The sequence below is a fragment of the Paraburkholderia sp. SIMBA_053 genome, from assembly GCF_046534895.1.
Taxonomy (GTDB): domain Bacteria; phylum Pseudomonadota; class Gammaproteobacteria; order Burkholderiales; family Burkholderiaceae; genus Paraburkholderia; species Paraburkholderia caledonica.
The window spans coordinates 136,288-152,087 of record NZ_JAWRXU010000009.1 but is presented as its reverse complement, the minus strand read 5'-3'; the positions used below and the strand labels follow the sequence as shown (position 1 = coordinate 152,087).

Below are 15,800 nucleotides of genomic sequence, written 5' to 3'. Positions count from 1 at the left end.
GGCTCAGAAGAGCGCGTAACGCACGACGATCCACAGCATGCGCAGTTTCGGCTTGCTGACCTTCGTGCGCGGAATGTCGAAGCCGCGTTCGAGTGTGCGTTCCAGCAGCAAGCGGTACACGCCCGACATGATGCGCGGTGCGCGCACCTGGTTGCGCGGCTCGCGGTCCATGATCGCGTCGGACGCGGCGAAATGCTCTTTCGCGCGTTCAGCGAGCGTTGCGCAGACGCGCGGCAGCGACGGATCGTCGGCGATCTGCGAGGGATTCTTCACCGCGATGCCTTCTCGGGCCAGCAACTCATGCGGCAGATAGCAACGGTTGATGCCTGCGTCTTCGTCGATGTCGCGCAGAATGTTCGTCAGCTGAAGCGCGCGGCCGAGATGGTGCGCCAGCAAACGGCCTGGCTCCTCCTGCATCCCGAATATCCTCACCGATAGACGGCCCGCCGCGCTCGCGACACGGTCGCAGTAAAGGTCGAGCGTGGCCTCGTCGGGGGCGCAGATGTCGGCGGCCGCATCCATCGCCATGCCGTCGATCATTGCGTGAAAATCCTCGCGCTGCAGATGGAACGTGTGGATGTGCCGCGTCAGCGCGCGCAACGAGGCGCGCGGCGAGCCGGTATAGCACGCGTCGATGTCGGCGCGCCAGCGCTCGAGCGCCGCGGCGCGGTCGGCGCGCGGCATGTCGCTGTCGGCGATATCGTCGACAGCGCGGCAGAAAGCGTAGACCTGATACATCGCGTCGCGCTGCGCGGCCGGCAGGATGCGCATTGCGAGATAAAACGAACTGCCGGACGTGGCGGCAGCGGCGTCGATTTCAGTATCGTCCACGACAAGATTGGATACAGCCAAGACGATCTCCGCAGGAGGGCGCCCGCTGAAAGGCGTACAGGAATTTTTATGCCTCGCCGCAGGGCGGGCGGCCCGCGCGCGCGGACACGCGCGAAACACACGGCTGGGATGCCGGAAACGGCGAAAAGTATAACAACGTTTGTCCGACGACGCAGTTTCCACAGAGCAATGACCGACACAGCCCGCTGTGACCGGCAAGCCCGGTGCGACGTGCGGCGCATGATGCCACAGGCAGAACCGGCTTTTTAGCGCAACCGGGCGCTATGAGCGAACCTCAATCGCCGCCATTTACGTCAACGCGACGCAGCGATTGCGGCCTTGCCGCTTCGCGCTGTAGAGCGCCGCATCGGCCTCGTTGATCAGCACGTCATATGCGGGCGAGCCGGCACGCGCGGCCGCGCCGCCCACGCTCGCCGTAACGGGCACGCTCGTGCCCTGCACCTCGACCGGCGTATCGGCGATCGTGCGGCGAATTTTTTCGGCGACGCGCATGGCGTCCTCCAGCGGCGTGCACGGCAGCAGCAATGCGAACTCTTCGCCGCCGAAACGCCCGAACGTGTCCTGCGCCCGCACGACCCCGGCAACGCGCTGCGCCATCACGCGCAAAACGGTATCGCCGACGCCGTGACCGAACTGGTCGTTGATCTTCTTGAAGTGGTCGAGGTCGAACAACAGCACCGACATGTCGCCGCCATAGCGCTGCCAGCGCGTATATTCGTCGAGCAGCCGCGCCTCGAAGAAGCGGCGGTTGGCAATGCCAGTCAGTCCGTCACGGTCCGCGTACTCCTGCAGCTTGGCGACAGCCTCCTCGCGCTCTCGTTGCACGATGCTCACATGGGTCACGTCGGAGATGGTGACGCAAACGGCCACCACTTCCCGATCGCGCGTGAGCGGCATGAACGTCACGTCCTGCTGCATGTAATCGACCCCGCCGGTGATCGGCCGGTCGTGGTCGAACTTGAACAGATACGGGCGCTGTTCCCACGAACTGAACGCGAAGCTACCCAGCTGAAAGACACTTTCGATCTTGCGCGACAGCCACACTCGCGGCAGTTCCGGAAACTGCGTGAACAGCGACTTGCCGACCACCTGCTCCGCGGACAGCCCGCTGTGGTCCTGCATGAAGCGGTTCCACATCAACACGTTCATGTCGCGGTCGAGCACGAAGATGCCGAAGCCCACCCGCTCGACGACCAGATCGCTCAACGACTCCGTAGGCGCGCTCATAGGCTGGACAACAACGCGTCGAGCGCGTCGCTCATATGACGGATGGACTCTTCCGCCATCAGCATCACGAGATGCGCGCGGAAGCTCTGGTCTTCCAGCGCGAAATTGACTTCGACGAGCAATGCGACTTCCCATTGCAACACGCCGGGCTGAAACACTTCGTCGAGCGTCAAGGCGTCGCCCAGCAGGCCGGGCGCGGAAAACACCGGCGTGCGGCCGAGCTGGTCGAGAATGCACGACACGCACGCGCCGGTGAGCACGTTCGCCACGTCGAACATCAGCTCTTTCTGGCTCACAGCTTCGTAAGCGGAGCGCGAATACGGGTCGCTGACCAGCGCGCACAAGTCCTCCACGCTGTCGCTGCGGCAAATCACCAGCGCCTCGCCCTTGATGTCGGAACGAAAGCCCTGGCGTACCGCGCTGACCCGGTCTTCAATACCGGTCATCTCTCGGAGCGCTTGCGCGGCCTCGCTCACGGCCACCACCCTCACGCGCGGCACCGATAATTCGATAAACGAATCGAGCAGCCGCGCGAGACGTGTCGCGGCTTGACCCATCGCCAGATTGGCGACCTCTTGCAGCGCGTCGCGCTGATCTTCGGTGAGGACTGGCTCAGACATACAACCCGTACTCCTTGAGGATAGGCAGTACCGCCTCCGGCGTCACGGGCTTGGCGATGAACGCCGCGGCGCCGAGCGTGCGTACGCGCGCCTGGGCCATCGGCTGGATATCGGCCGAGACGACGATGACGAAGGTGTTCAGATCCTCATGCTGCAGCGCCTCAAGTACCTGATAGCCGTTCATTTCCGGCATGGTCAGGTCGAGGAACATCACCGAGGCTTTCCCTTGACGATACAGAGCGAGGGCTTCGCGCCCGTTCGACGCGTACGACACATCGACGTCCCAGTCCGGCGGCAATGCCTTGGTGAGCACCTTGCGGGCAAGCAATGAATCATCGGCGATCACGATTGGCAAAGGCATGGCGGGTCGAAAGACGGAATAAGCTCGTACGGGTTAACGGCGGATAGCGGAATTCCTTTAGGGCGGAGTCTGGCAAGCCGCAAACTGTGCGTTGCCTCGGTGGAAGGCTGCTTGCGGCCGCGCGGGGAGGTGGCGCGGCGACGCGCGTCTGGCGAAACCATGGCGCGCGCAAGGCTGCGTGCGCTGGACGACGGTTATGACCGGCATGTGAGCCTACCCCGTAGATGAGGCGCGGCTGGTTGGATCGGCTGGTCCCGTGCCGCGCGCTTGTTTTCCGCGAACGCCGGCACTCACGCGTAAACGCATGATCCGATGCCCTCGCGGCGTATGCGTCCGAACATAGCGGACGCACTTTTTCTCATTGCGTCGATTCTCAAAGCAAACCAGTCGAAATGCAATACACGGTATTTTCGTCCTGATAACAATATCTTCCTTACACGGGCGTTATTCGAAAAAATACGCCCCGCATAATAATCGTTTCAATCCCGTTTATACTTTTGTGTACGTTTGCGCTTCTCGATTCTTCACTGTTTTAAAAGGGCAATGAATAGGTGTCGAAATGTCTGGCGCCCTCAATTACGGTAACTTCTACCGCCATTCTGCGACTATGCTTCTCGTATCCGCCGTGCCTCCCAGCCCCGAAGACCTGAGCGCTTAACAAATGACCCAAAACCGGTTCGACCCGCATCGAGCGAGCCGCCTTTCCGCTGATGGGCAGGACGAGGCCGTGTTTCCTGCGGTGCCGGAGCAGAACTTCCAGATCCGGCGAATGACGTTGATCGCGCTGCTGGTCGCCGCGATCGTGCTGCCATGCCTCTACGTCGCGATCATGGCGTTCAGCGACCTGCGAACCCGCGAAGCCGATGCCACCAATATGACGCTGCGCACCGTGCGAGTCGCTGAGGAGCATGCGCTGAAGGTCTTCGACATGAACGAGACGCTCGACACGCGCATCGTCGATCTGACGGAAGGCCTGGACGACGACGGCATTCGCGCGCGCGAGGCCGCCATCCACCGAAAAGTGCGGACAATGGGCGGCGGCTATCCGCAAGTGGCCGCCGTGTCGATTTTCGGCCGCGACGGCGCGCTTCTCGTGAGTAGCCGCGTTTATCCGGCACCGCCGGTTTCCATCGGCGAGCGCGAGGATTTCGTCGGCCTTCGCGACGGCCACGACCTCGAACACGTGTCGAAGGTAATGACGGGGCATGTCGCCGGCGAACAGGTGTTCAACACCGCCGTCGAACGGCGCGCGCCCGACGGTACTTTCGCCGGCGTGGTGTCGGTTGCGCTGCGCCCGAGCTATTTCGACGCGTTCTATCGCGAACTGCTCGGCGGCAACGACGGCGCGCCGATGACCATGAGCCTCGTGCGCTCGGACGGCGCGGTCCTCGCGCACTATCCGCGTCGCCCGCGCGAACCGGCGGCCGTCGCGCCGGATTCGCCGTTCGCCGAGGCCATGAACCAGGGACGGCGCGCCGGGGTCGCGCGCATGCGCTCGAATCTCGACGGCGACAACATGATCGTCGCGTTCCGGCACGTCGGCTCCTATCCGGTCTACGTCATGTGCGGGTATCGTGCATCGGCGATGTGGGCCGCCTGGTATCGGCACCTGGCCGTGTTGATCCTGTCGATATTCACGCCGTCCGTCGCGCTATGGTGCGTGATCTGGCTGTCACTGCGGAGGCTGAGCGCCGAGGAAGAGGCATGGGAACGATGGCAGGCGGAAGCGTCGATGCGCCGTTCGATCGAATCCGCGTACCGGCAGTCGCGCAAGATGGAAGCGCTCGGCACGCTGGTGGGCAGCGTCGCACACGACTTCAACAATCTGCTGATGATTCTTGCCGCCAACGTGCAGATCGCACGGCGGCGCGGCGCGCCCGGGCTGGACCGGGAATTGTCAGCCATGGAGCGGGCGCTGAAGAGCGGCCAGTCGCTCACGCGGCAGTTGCTGGGCGTCGCGCGTAAGCAGCCGCTGCGCAATGAAACCGTCGCGCTCGAACGTTGGCTGCCCGCATGCCGCGACTTGCTGCGCGCGTCGCTCGGAGCCAAGGTTTCGCTGGTGATGGACATCGGGGCCGGCGTCTGGCCGATGCGCGTGGACGTTGCCGAGCTCGAGCTCGCGCTCATCAACATCGCCGTCAATGCGCGCGACGCCATGCCCAACGGCGGGCGCTTCACCGTGCGTGCGACCAACATTACGTTCCGTCACGAAGACGGCTTTCCGCTCACAGGCGACTTCGTCCAGGTGTCGCTTGAGGACACCGGTGCGGGGATGGCGCCCGAGGTGCTCGCGCGCGCTTTCGAGCCGCTCTTTACGACCAAGGCAAAGGGCATGGGCACGGGACTCGGCCTGCCGCAGGTGTTTGCCTTCTGCGAGCGATCGGGCGGGCTTGCGGCAATCGACAGCGCGGTGGGTGCCGGCACTTCGGTGCGGCTATATCTGCCGCGCGCGCCGGAAGAGTCGGCCGTCGACGCGCCGGACGAAACGGACGCAGAACACCAAGGCGCGTTGCACGGGCTGCGCATCCTGCTCGTCGAGGACAACGAGGAAGTGGCGGCAGGTACCGAAGCGTTGTTGCAGATGATGGGCCACCAGGTCACATGCGTGTTCAATGCGGACATGGCGCTGCGTCTGTTGCGCGACGCTTACGCGCAGCGGGCGCGCACTGGTGAGCCGGTGCCGTTTGAATTGGTGCTGTCCGACATTCATATGCCGGGCGCCCTTAACGGCATCGATCTGGCCGAGGCGATAAGAACGCTCGATGTCACGCTGCCCGTGATTCTCGTCACCGGTTATGCGGAAGAACTCGATCGGGCACGGCATGTGAACGTGCGCGTGCTCTCCAAACCCTTCGATATCGCGCTGCTCGAAAGTCTTCTGCAGGGCATCCAGCGCGAACTTGCCCAGACCGGGCTCGATCCGGCCACGCATCACGCGCAATAGATCGACCGCAGGCAGCGGCTCTCAGGCGCTCGCATCCCCGTTTTTTGCTCAATTTGCGCGGGATTGTAAAAACCGCGGCGGGCACGCTGCCGCGTCGTCGACGTGAAGCGCTTCGCGCAGCCCAGCGGGGCGGGCCGTGTGGCGCATGAATCAAGACTCCGGCATGAAGGTTGCGGCACCTGTTGGATAGCCGGGATGGCGCGCGCTGCGCTATCCGTCCTACCCAAAACGGGAGACAGCCATGCGACATACCGTGATTGGTTTGTTTAATACCTATCCTGAGGCCGAAACCGCTCGGGAGACACTAGTACAGACCGGTTTCGCACGCGAGACAATCGAGTTGCAGGCCAACGCCGAACCGTCAGTCGGCTCGGCAACCGCCGAGGTCGCGGGTTCGGGAGTGCTCGCAAACATAGAGCGCTTCCTGTCGAGCCTCTTTGCCAGCGGTCCACGGGCGCCGGAGACCGCGCGTTACACCGAAGCCGTGCGGCGCGGGGCCGTGCTCGTCGTAATCGACGCTGCCAGCGAATCGCACGCGGAACTCGCTCGCAACACGCTGACGCGGCTCGGCGCGACCGATATCGGCGAGCGTTCGCCGGACTGGAGCACGCAGTCAGCCACGGAGGATGCCCGCGAGCATTCGTTACTCGACGAACTGGGAATCGGTGCGGTCACGCCGGGAACACCGCGCGGCCCCGAACCGGGAATGACGACTTCGACGGTCCGTGAAACGCCGGCATCCGTCAGAACCGAGTCCGTGACGCCAAGCGGCGTCGGAACACCTGCGTCGCCTGGTTTCACTGGCTCTACGACGGCTGATCCGCTGTACACGACCTCGCCTCGCAGCACCGACGCGGAGCCGTTCGTTCCGCCGCCGCTCACCGGAAGCCGCGCGGCCGATCCGCTGAACGAGCCTCTGCCGGACCCGCTGGCGGCCGACGCGGGACGTAGCGCGATTGCGGCCGGGTCCGCGCCTGGCTCAGGCGCTGTGATGCAGCCGTCCGAAGTGGCTTCCGGATCGGCCCAACCGACGGCCGGGCTGAGCGGCCAGATTCCGAACGAATACCTGGAGTACGAAGAAGATTTCCGTACGCATTACGACGAGCAGTACGCCGCCGACGACGCGCGCTACGAAGACTACGTTCCGGCCTACCGCTATGGTGCGGAAATCGGCAAGGACGTACGTTATCGGGACCGGGCGTGGGACGACGTCGAACCGGAAGCACGGCGCCATTGGGAAACGACGTCGCCTGACAGCACCTGGGAGCGCTTCAAGCTTGCCGTGCGTCACGGCTGGGAGCGCGTGACCGGGCATCACCACGTGTAAGAGCAAACGAGAGTAGCGGTAGCGGCGGTGCACCGGGAGGTGCGGCGGCGCCACCGCCTTCAGGACGGTCGGAGCTAGACAGTGTCAGGTAGCGGTATGCCGCTTGACCCACGTAACGTAGCGGTCGACGAAAGTCTGCAGGAACTTGCGCGTCCCATCGTTCAGAATTTCGCCCTTCTCATTGATGACCGCGGGATCGTGCTTGATGAACACCTCGGGCTGACCGAGCACCGCGACGTCGAGATAAGCCAGCACATTGCGCAGATGTTGCTGCGCGAGGGCCGAGCCGGTCGCGCCGACCGAGGTGCCGATAACCGCACCCGGTTTATTACCCCATGAATTAGTGCCCCACGGACGCGAGCCCCAGTCGAGTGCGTTCTTCAGTACGCCCGGAATCGAGCGGTTGTATTCCGGCGTGACGAACAGCAGGCCATCGGCGGCCTCGATCCGCTGTTTGAGTTGCTTGCCCGCTTCGGGATAATCCGCGTCGTAGTCCTGGCTGTAGAGCGGCAGCGAGCCGATGTCGATGAACTCGAATGTAAAGTCGGACGGCGCCAACGAGACGACCGCTTGCGCCAACTGACGGTTGAACGACTCGCGACGCAAACTGCCGACGACAACTGCAATGTGTAGGGCCATGATTCGCTTCCTTGAATAAGGCGCTCGACGCGCAAAGGGTACGGACTGTCATCATAGGCAAAAAGCCGGGCGCAGGGCGTCGGCCCGCACCGCTTTGGACAAAGTGGCGGAAAAGTACGGCGGTTTTACGCTGGCGCGGTGGATAACGCGGCAGGTGCAAAAGTTATCCACAGTTTTACTGAATAACCTTGTGGATAAGTGCTACTTTTGCCTTGTCAATCAAGCCTGCCTCCGGCCTACGCCTTTTGGAGGCAGCGGCAGTTTTTCGGTGGTCAGTCGTGAGTGATGACGGTGTGCGGTTAATCGCACGTTGGAGCAGCCGTGGCGTGGATTCGGCTGTGACCGCGCTGGTGGAAAACGCGTGGTCAGAGCGCAGGGAGGTGCGGGTGGCGTAGGCAGCGGCGTGGATTTGGAACGGGCATCCGGCCCGTGATTGGTTTCGTTCTGACGTTGCTACGAAAAAAGGGCGCCCATCTGGGCGCCCTTTTTCGCTTCGGACAGTTCGTCTCCGCGATTTCCGCGGTCAGCCGCTGGTGCCTGCATGGGTGCAGGCGGCCCGGAGCGGAGCTTAGTTGCCGAAAAACACGTTGCAGTACGACGCCGGGCCATTGCATTGTGCCGGGGCAGCAGCCTCGGCTGCGCCGGAAGCGGCGGCGAACAAAGCGACGGAAGCGATCAGGGCGGACAGAATGCGTTTCATGGTGCTACTCCTCGTGGTGTTTGGCTGGCGATCTGATGCGATCGATGGCCGAAGAATAGCGATTCAGTGCCCCCCTAAAAATGGGCTAGATGGGAAGACTTCTTTTCACTAACTGAAATAATGCAAATGCAACGAATGCTTCGCTGACTCATCCCGTGACTGGCGTGCCTTTGGCGGGAGAGGAACGCCAGGTGCACGGGCCACGAACGTTAATTTCGTTTTTCGCAATAGTCGATTTCTGTTTGTCACAAGATGCCCGCCCCGCGCGACTAACGCCCACAAATCCCCGCGTTGGAGACCGCGTATGTCCAATATCAATTCGCTTGCGCCGCAAGCTGCGGCAGAATGGCGCTCGTGCCAGAACCCCGTGCGAGACAAACTCTCCGTTTATGAGCGACAACCATTCATACGACCGCGCGCACGCTTCGCGGCGCGTGCAGCGGAGCCTACCGTGACGCAGGCGAGCGCCGGGACCCTCGGCGACCCTGTTTATCTGGCTCAACTGCGTCGCGACCTCGTGCGCTTCGCCCGTTTGCAATTGCGCGATGCCGCGGCTGCCGAAGATGCTGTCCAGGAAGCGCTCGCCGCAGCCTGGACGCAAGCCGACCGGTTTGTCGGACAGTCGGTACATAAGACGTGGGTGTTCGGCATCCTGCGGCACAAGCTCGTGGATACGCTGCGTGCCCGGCAACGGACTGTGAACCTCTCCGCCCTCGAGTCAGAACTCGATGGCGAAGCGCTACTCGATCGCGAGTTGTTCAAGGACAACGGTCACTGGTCGCAACAGACCAAGCCGCGCCCGTGGCCGACGCCCGAAACGGCGCTGCGTCAGCAGCAATTCTGGGCGCTCTTCGAGGCGTGCCTCGAGCATCTACCCGAGCATATTGGGCGCGTTTTCATGATGCGCGAATTTCTCGACCTCGACACCGATGCGATCTGCGCGGAACTGCAACTGACGGCCAACCATTGCAGCGTGCTGATTTATCGCGCGCGTCTTCGCTTGCGCACCTGTCTGAGCGAGAAGGGCTTATCCAGCGAGGATGCGAATGGGGAAATGTAAGCACATTACCCGGCTGCTGTCCGACGCGCTGGACCGTCCGTTGACGACTGGCGAATGGATTGCCATCCGGCTGCATCTGCCGACTTGCAGCGGCTGCCGCAACTATCGCAAACAGATTCGTCTGCTGCGTGACGCCGCTCATTCCATGAGCGGCATCTCGACGTCGGACGCGATGAACGGCGACGACTGATGCTGCATGCCGGTGCGCTTGCGGTGGTTGCCGTATTGCTCCCCGCGGCGACGCGATATGCTCGAAACGTCACCTTTCGCTGGGTGGCGTCGTGCGATAGCGCTCGAGGAATTCGGAGTGCGAGGCTTCGTCGATAGCAACAGCGGTTCTCTCGCTTCGGGCCGGGTGCTTTGCTAACTGAGCACGCGTGCGTATCGGTCGATGTGCGAAATTTCCGCCGCAGTTAGGGCACACGTTGCGCAGAGTGGTTAACGCGCACACTTCGCAGAAAGTGCATTCGTAGGTGCAGATCATCGCGTCGGACGCATTCGGCGGCAGCGACTTTCCACATCCTTCGCAAGATGGGCGCAGTTCAAGCATTCGGACTCCGTTTTTGTGTTCGGGGAACCGCTCGCGCGGGGTGTGACGCGTCTGTTCCTGCTGCGCTAGCGTAGATCGTGTCGTGTATCAGGAAGAGACAGGTCTGCGTTAATTACTGCCAGTGCGGTGGGTTTGTTGGGCGCGTCGCTGTCTGCGGATGGTTGCGCGACGCACGGCGCGATTCCCTGCGTCGGTGGGACGGAGTCGACGCCAGGGCGTTGGCTTATTTCCACCGACGTCGACTCACAGCCTCGATGAAACTGTCATTGCATTTAGTTGATGCCGGTGCAACGCATGCGAATGTTCGTCGGTGCGAGCCTGTTGCCCGAACGCAGGGGATCGCCTAGAGGTTGAGATGAAGTGCAAATCATGCCAACACAGTTGCGCAAGTATATGGCGCTGGCCGTGGGCGTCTCGCCTTCAGAGCACATTGCGTAGGAGGTATGCCTTGCACTTCATTGCTGCGCTTCAGTGTGATGCTCGACGAACAAGCTCGCCACATTCTCGGGTGGACGGCCGATCACAGCACGCCCGTTTCGCACGACGATCGGCCGTTGCAGAAGTATCGGATGCGCGGCCAATGCTTCGTATAACTGAGCGTCGCTTAACGTGTGCTCAGATAGGCCTAGTGACTCGTATTCGGGCTCGGTGTCGCGGATCATAGCGCGCACTGGACAAGCCAGCTGCATGTTCAGCTGCTGCAATTGGGCGACGGTGAGCGGATGATCCAGATATTCGATGACCTCAACAATCTCTTTGCCGTCGCTATAGCTGCTGGTAATCAGATCGCAGGTCGCACGGGATTTGGAGCAGCGAGGGTTGTGGTAGATGGTGATCATGGACCCTTTTGGTGGTTAAGAGGAGAGATGCTGGTACGTCGGGGACGTTGTTGTCGGATTTTATCCGCTATCGGCGGACAGGCTTTGTTGCCGTCTACCAGGTCTCAGTGCCGGCCGCCGCTGCCTCGGCGGATGACTGACGGCGCGCGTGGTTGCCATGGTGACGGCGGAGCTTGTTCGCCATGTCGTGTGCTAAGAACGCGCGTTGTGTCTCAGTTGCCTGCGAAGCGGCAAGTTGTTGACGCGAATGCCTTCGATGCGCACGGCCCGTCGCACGGCTGGAGCGGGGATCGAGCGGCAGCTTTATTGGCAGTTCCCAAAGCGGCGACCGAACCGTTCTGCCAAGGCAGCGCACCGTTTGCTTTCCATCGGCCCTTCTAATCGGGGCGGAGGAGACAGCAACTTTATGCGCATAAAGCCGCCGAAGTTGGTCCGGCTGAGCTTCCCGCAACCGCGGCGCGGGAACGCATGGGACGGTGGGGTATGTGCCCATCCTCCAACCACCCGTTCTCTTAGCAACCCGCGATTGCCCGAGGTCCGTATTGCCACCATGTGGCCGGAGTCGCGATCCACTTGCCAATGTGAAGCAGCGAACAAAAATGAGCTGGCTAGAGGCAACGGTGGTTTATGCGCATAAACCGGTGGACCGCATATCGCCAACGACCAGGCTGGGTCTCAAGGTCCACTCGACATCGCGTTCCAACCTAGGTCAGCGCATCGGACTAAGAAGCAGGGCGTGCGCACTCTGCTCTGCGGTCAATCCGTGAGGCGCCATAAAGTTGCCGGGGTAGCCGCCGCGACGCGACTGGCATTACGCCAAACTGACCCGCTCACAAGCGTCGATGATCCGCCCGACTACGCATGTGTCCACCTATGTCCCCGCCGCGCCTGACTTCGCGTCGCGTCGCGTCCCACCCACCCACGCACGCACCGCACCGCACCGCACCGCACCGCACCGCACCGCACCGCACCGCACCGCACCGCACCGCACCGCACCGCACCGCACGGCACCGCACGGCACCGCACGGCACGGCACGGCACGGCACGGCACGGCACCGGCAATCATCTTTATGCGCATAAACCTAGCTGAACGGCTAATTCCATCGCGATTCAAAAGAAACGATTGAAATACGAATTCTTCCAGGTAAAATCCATCTGCGCTTAAAAAAGAGAGGTGAACATTGGCAGCTGAAATCATCGCGGTAACTCAGCAAAAAGGTGGAGTCGGGAAGAGCACAATCGCGATGCATCTCGGGGCGGCTTTTCACGAGAAAGGAAAGCGAGTCCTGGTCGTGGATGCCGACGGTCAGAACACATTGATCCACTGGGCCAGCGCATCCTCCGACGGTGACACCGGCATACCGTTCCCCGTCGTCAATCTTTCCGAAGCCGGCAGCCAGATTCACCGTGAGATCAAGAAGTTCGTTGGCGACTACGACATCATCGTCGTCGATTGCCCACCTTCCATTACGGAAAAAGTCTCAGGCGTCGTTCTGCTCGCGGCGAGCGTTGCGGTCATCCCGACGTCGTCGTCGCCCGCTGATTATTGGTCGAGCATTGGCTTAGTCAAACTCGTCCAGCAGGCGCAAGTCATGAACGAAGACCTGCGCGCAGTCTTCCTGCTCAACAAGACGGAAGAAAAGCGCATGCTGACGCGCGAGCTTAAGCGTGCGTTAGAAGAGCTCGGATTTCCTCTCCTCAAGACCCAGATTCCTACCCGCGAAGCCTACAAGCAGGCAATGGCATTGGGTCAAACAGTGCTACAGATGAGCGATCGCGGCGCCAAGCTCGCCGCCATCGAAGTACGGGCGTGCGCGAATGAGATCGCCGCCTTGCTCCCGTAAATTTATGCGCATAAAGGACCCTGAATGAAACCCTCCCAATTTGCCAAAGGCTTTCAAGCACGTCCTGATACGACCAGTAGCGAGAAGCGAACGGCGCTAGATCGACTGAACGCGATTGATGGGCTGGTCAAGAACAATGCATCGAAGGCCCCCGACGGTTCCGTGCGACCGCTTCCGGGCATAGTCCCGCAAACCGATTCGGGCCTCGACATCGTCGATGCCGAAAACGAGTCCGCCGCCTACCGTGCATGGAGAATTGAACACGGATATCGCCCGGGTCAGGTCATCGAGCTTGCGCTGAAAACGATCAAGCCGAGCCCCTTCAATCCGCGGCACTTCTACGTGAAGTCATCGATTGCCGAGCTCGCCGTCAATCTGGCGAAGCAAGGGCAACAGCAGGCGATCCACGTCATTCCTGACTATGACAATCCCGGCACCTACTTCGTCAGCGACGGCGGTAGACGTGTGCGGGCGTTGAAGGAAGCAAACAAGGAATCAGTGAAGGCGATCGTTATCGATCTGCCAATTGGAATTCAGAGCTACAAGCTCGGCTACGATCTCAACGTCCAGCGAGATTCGCAGACAGTCTTCGACAATGCGGTGGTCTGGAAACGCTTCCTGGACGACCGCCATTTCCAGAGCCAGAAGGAGCTGGCTGAGCATCTTGGTTTGGACGAGTCGACGGTGGCCGTGGCGTTGTCGATTGCCAAGTTGCCCGAAGCAGTCATGCATGAGATGGTTGCGCGGCCTGACCGTTTCGGCTCCAACATGGCGTATCAGGTAGGCCGCTATCACGCGGCTCGCGGTGCCGACGCGACGCTGCGTCTGATCAACAAGATCCTCTCTGACGACCTCAGCACGCGGCAGGTCGCCGACATCGTCAAGGGCAGAGCGACTGCGCAGGAAAGCACCAAGCCGGCAGGTCGCCAGCGCTATGCGCAGCGGCTGGAAGTAAAGCTCGACGGAGTGTCGGTCGGCGACCTGAAGACCTACGGAGAGGACCGCATCGAATTGCGCCTCAAGGGTCTCACGCGTGAAAAGCGGGACGACATTCTTCGACAGATCGAAAAGATGTTGAAGTAATCGTCGCTCAATAAGCGGTCTGGCGGCGGCCGCCGTCAGATGCGCCGCCGCGTCCAGAATTGCCGGCAGCGTGCCGACTGATCAGGCAGCGCGCGACTGACTAAGTGTGAAAGCGAGCAGATCGCCGTCGGTCGGCTCGCCCCACGTCTTGCGAGCCAGCCAATCGAAGAACGCCGTCTCGACGATCTTCGAATCGAGTCCCCGGCGACGCCAGTCGTCGCGCATATGGGCGCCGAGCCCCGGCAACTCTTCTTCCTCAAACGACTGCCGTGCGATGTCCCGTTCGGACTCACCCTGCTCGTCGTAGAGCTCGCGTGCCTCCCTGCGACGATACGCGGAATACTCGCCCAACAGGCGCGCCTTCAGATCGTCCGCGGGAGCCGCGACGGCCTTAGCGCTACCACCGGATGCCGCGGTCTCGACAGGCGGTGCGTACCCTTTCTTCAGCGCGTCCTTGAACAGCGCCGGCGCACTGCGTACCGGCGGCAGCGACGTGCTACGCATCCGTTGCTCGGTCATCTGCAAAGCCGCGCGGATGCGGTTTTCCTCGCTGTCCGCGTAAAGCGTTTGCGCCTCTTTCAGCGGAATGCCGATCTTGACCATCCGATCCACGAGCGTGCTATCGAACACGTTCGGATGCTCGTCGAGAGCCAGCATCGGCTGCTTGCGCTCGGTCACGCGAAACTGGATCTCGGCGACACGCCGGCCCTCGCGGTGCTCGATCAGCTCCACGAAGATATTTGTGACTGCGTTCACCTCGGCGATTGCCGGCCGCAAATAATCGCGCTTGAAATATTTGTATTCGCGCTTTGCTTCGTCGCCCGCTTCCGTGTCCGGCGTGCCGGAGAGGATAGGGCGCCACCATTCCCACGACTCGCGCATCGTCAGATGGCTTGGATTGGTCAGATAGCGCACGCAGATTTCGTACAGCGCGAGGCCGGCGCTGCTGCGCAACTGGCTTTGGAACTGCAGGCTCAGACGCGCATACTGAACCGGATCGAGCAGCTTCTTCTTGATCTTCGGGGCGAACGAAAATTCCACCCAGACCCGGCGCGTGGTCGGATCCTCGAGAATTTCCGCATCTGCGATCAGCGTGGAGATGCCCCACTTCCGGCCCGGCTTCTGGCTGGACGTGCCAGTGCTCCATTCGACCTGAACCGAAACCATCCGGCGCAGGTGCTCTTTGACGAGAGCGGTGTCGTTGGAATCAAACGCAGAGTTGGCGACGATGTCCGACAGTAACGCGCGATAGGTATCGCCCGATTCGTCGGCTTGCTGCGCGACAGCGAGCAGCACATTGAACAGCTTGCGCGTCAGCAGCGTGATTTTGCCGCTCTTCGGCTGAATAGCGATTGCCTCGACGGCCTTGCGCAATTCCGCCGAACTGGGGCTGACTACATCGGTTTTCTTGGCGCGCTTCGTGGCCATGCGTATGGTCAAGGAGGGATTTGGCGAGAGCATACCGACTGTGGTGATACCCGTCTATAGCGTGATTCTCACCATTGCGGGTGAAGCGAGTTTACGCGACGCGACTCACCTCCGCAGACTCCCGAAAACTCTCACCTTTCTCTTTCGGCGCCAGGTTCGGCAATCCTTTTAGTGTCGCGGGCTGCGGAAAATCGGGAGGTTTGGAGCGTCGGCTCGACGGCGAGCGCGATATCCCGAACCTCCTCACCTCAAAATTTTTTTCGCCCTTTGCCTTAACGTGCATGCAGGTCACAAGGGCTGTGATCCCCTCGCCATATAGAGAGACC

15 protein-coding genes are annotated in these 15,800 nt (G+C 61.7%); 6 read left to right on the top strand and 9 right to left on the bottom strand.

Features of this window, described 5'->3' with window-relative positions; all coding sequences use genetic code 11:
* Positions 1-3: 3 nt before the first annotated feature.
* The 4 genes from hpnD to SB753_RS24460 all read right to left on the bottom strand — a co-directional run bounded on the left by hpnD (position 4) and on the right by SB753_RS24460 (position 3,060).
* Positions 4-852 carry a presqualene diphosphate synthase HpnD gene (hpnD, locus tag SB753_RS24475; protein WP_410802269.1) on the bottom strand — a complete coding sequence of 283 codons (849 nt, stop codon included), beginning with the start codon at positions 850-852 and terminating at the stop codon, positions 4-6.
* A gap of 288 nt (positions 853-1,140) precedes the next feature.
* Positions 1,141-2,079: a GGDEF domain-containing protein gene (locus SB753_RS24470; protein ID WP_027779023.1), complete on the bottom strand. Its 939-nt coding sequence runs from the start codon at positions 2,077-2,079 to the stop codon at positions 1,141-1,143.
* Entirely contained in the window at positions 2,076-2,699 is a 624-nt protein-coding gene (locus SB753_RS24465; protein ID WP_020068654.1) for a chemotaxis protein CheC, read from the bottom strand. The genes SB753_RS24470 and SB753_RS24465 overlap by 4 nt, the downstream gene beginning before the upstream one ends.
* Positions 2,692-3,060 carry a response regulator gene (locus SB753_RS24460; RefSeq protein ID WP_027779025.1) on the bottom strand — a complete coding sequence of 123 codons (369 nt, stop codon included), beginning with the start codon at positions 3,058-3,060 and terminating at the stop codon, positions 2,692-2,694. The genes SB753_RS24465 and SB753_RS24460 overlap by 8 nt, the downstream gene beginning before the upstream one ends.
* A gap of 661 nt (positions 3,061-3,721) precedes the next feature.
* On the opposite strand from SB753_RS24460, the gene SB753_RS24455 reads away from it, so the two are divergent.
* Together SB753_RS24455 and SB753_RS24450 are read left to right on the top strand one after the other, a co-directional pair.
* Entirely contained in the window at positions 3,722-6,004 is a 2,283-nt protein-coding gene (locus SB753_RS24455) for an ATP-binding protein (RefSeq protein ID WP_410802268.1), read from the top strand.
* A 241-nt stretch (positions 6,005-6,245) separates the two neighbouring features.
* A complete protein-coding gene (locus SB753_RS24450; protein ID WP_410802267.1) occupies positions 6,246-7,331 on the top strand; it encodes a hypothetical protein in 1,086 nt (361 codons plus the stop codon).
* A gap of 84 nt (positions 7,332-7,415) precedes the next feature.
* Here SB753_RS24450 and SB753_RS24445 read toward each other — a convergent pair whose 3' ends face one another.
* Positions 7,416-7,970 (bottom strand): NADPH-dependent FMN reductase, encoded by a 555-nt coding sequence (locus SB753_RS24445; RefSeq protein WP_410802265.1) that lies wholly within the window; start codon positions 7,968-7,970, stop codon positions 7,416-7,418.
* Between the two features lie 568 nt (positions 7,971-8,538).
* Positions 8,539-8,670, bottom strand: coding sequence for a hypothetical protein (locus SB753_RS24440; protein ID WP_020068649.1), 132 nt, complete (start codon positions 8,668-8,670; stop codon positions 8,539-8,541).
* 304 nt (positions 8,671-8,974) lie between these two features.
* On the opposite strand from SB753_RS24440, the gene SB753_RS24435 reads away from it, so the two are divergent.
* Together SB753_RS24435 and SB753_RS24430 are read left to right on the top strand one after the other, a co-directional pair.
* Positions 8,975-9,730: an RNA polymerase factor sigma-70 gene (locus SB753_RS24435; protein WP_410802263.1), complete on the top strand. Its 756-nt coding sequence runs from the start codon at positions 8,975-8,977 to the stop codon at positions 9,728-9,730.
* A complete protein-coding gene (locus SB753_RS24430; RefSeq protein ID WP_410802261.1) occupies positions 9,711-9,920 on the top strand; it encodes a zf-HC2 domain-containing protein in 210 nt (69 codons plus the stop codon). Before SB753_RS24435 ends, SB753_RS24430 begins: the two co-directional genes overlap by 20 nt.
* 69 nt (positions 9,921-9,989) lie before the next feature.
* On the opposite strand, the gene SB753_RS24425 is transcribed toward SB753_RS24430, so the two are convergent.
* Both SB753_RS24425 and arsC read right to left on the bottom strand, forming a co-directional pair.
* Positions 9,990-10,280, bottom strand: coding sequence for a DUF1272 domain-containing protein (locus SB753_RS24425; RefSeq protein ID WP_027804738.1), 291 nt, complete (start codon positions 10,278-10,280; stop codon positions 9,990-9,992).
* 455 nt (positions 10,281-10,735) lie between these two features.
* Complete coding sequence (gene arsC / locus SB753_RS24420) at positions 10,736-11,119, bottom strand: arsenate reductase (glutaredoxin) (protein ID WP_410802259.1); 384 nt, start codon at positions 11,117-11,119, stop codon at positions 10,736-10,738.
* Between the two features lie 1,181 nt (positions 11,120-12,300).
* Between arsC and parA the strand changes: the two genes are divergently transcribed.
* Positions 12,301-12,963 (top strand): ParA family partition ATPase, encoded by a 663-nt coding sequence (gene parA, locus SB753_RS24415; protein ID WP_027779030.1) that lies wholly within the window; start codon positions 12,301-12,303, stop codon positions 12,961-12,963.
* A gap of 24 nt (positions 12,964-12,987) precedes the next feature.
* Entirely contained in the window at positions 12,988-14,046 is a 1,059-nt protein-coding gene (locus SB753_RS24410) for a ParB/RepB/Spo0J family partition protein (protein ID WP_310070033.1), read from the top strand.
* A gap of 81 nt (positions 14,047-14,127) precedes the next feature.
* On the opposite strand, the gene SB753_RS24405 is transcribed toward SB753_RS24410, so the two are convergent.
* Positions 14,128-15,474 carry a replication initiation protein gene (locus SB753_RS24405; RefSeq protein WP_088175454.1) on the bottom strand — a complete coding sequence of 449 codons (1,347 nt, stop codon included), beginning with the start codon at positions 15,472-15,474 and terminating at the stop codon, positions 14,128-14,130.
* Positions 15,475-15,800: the final 326 nt, after the last annotated feature.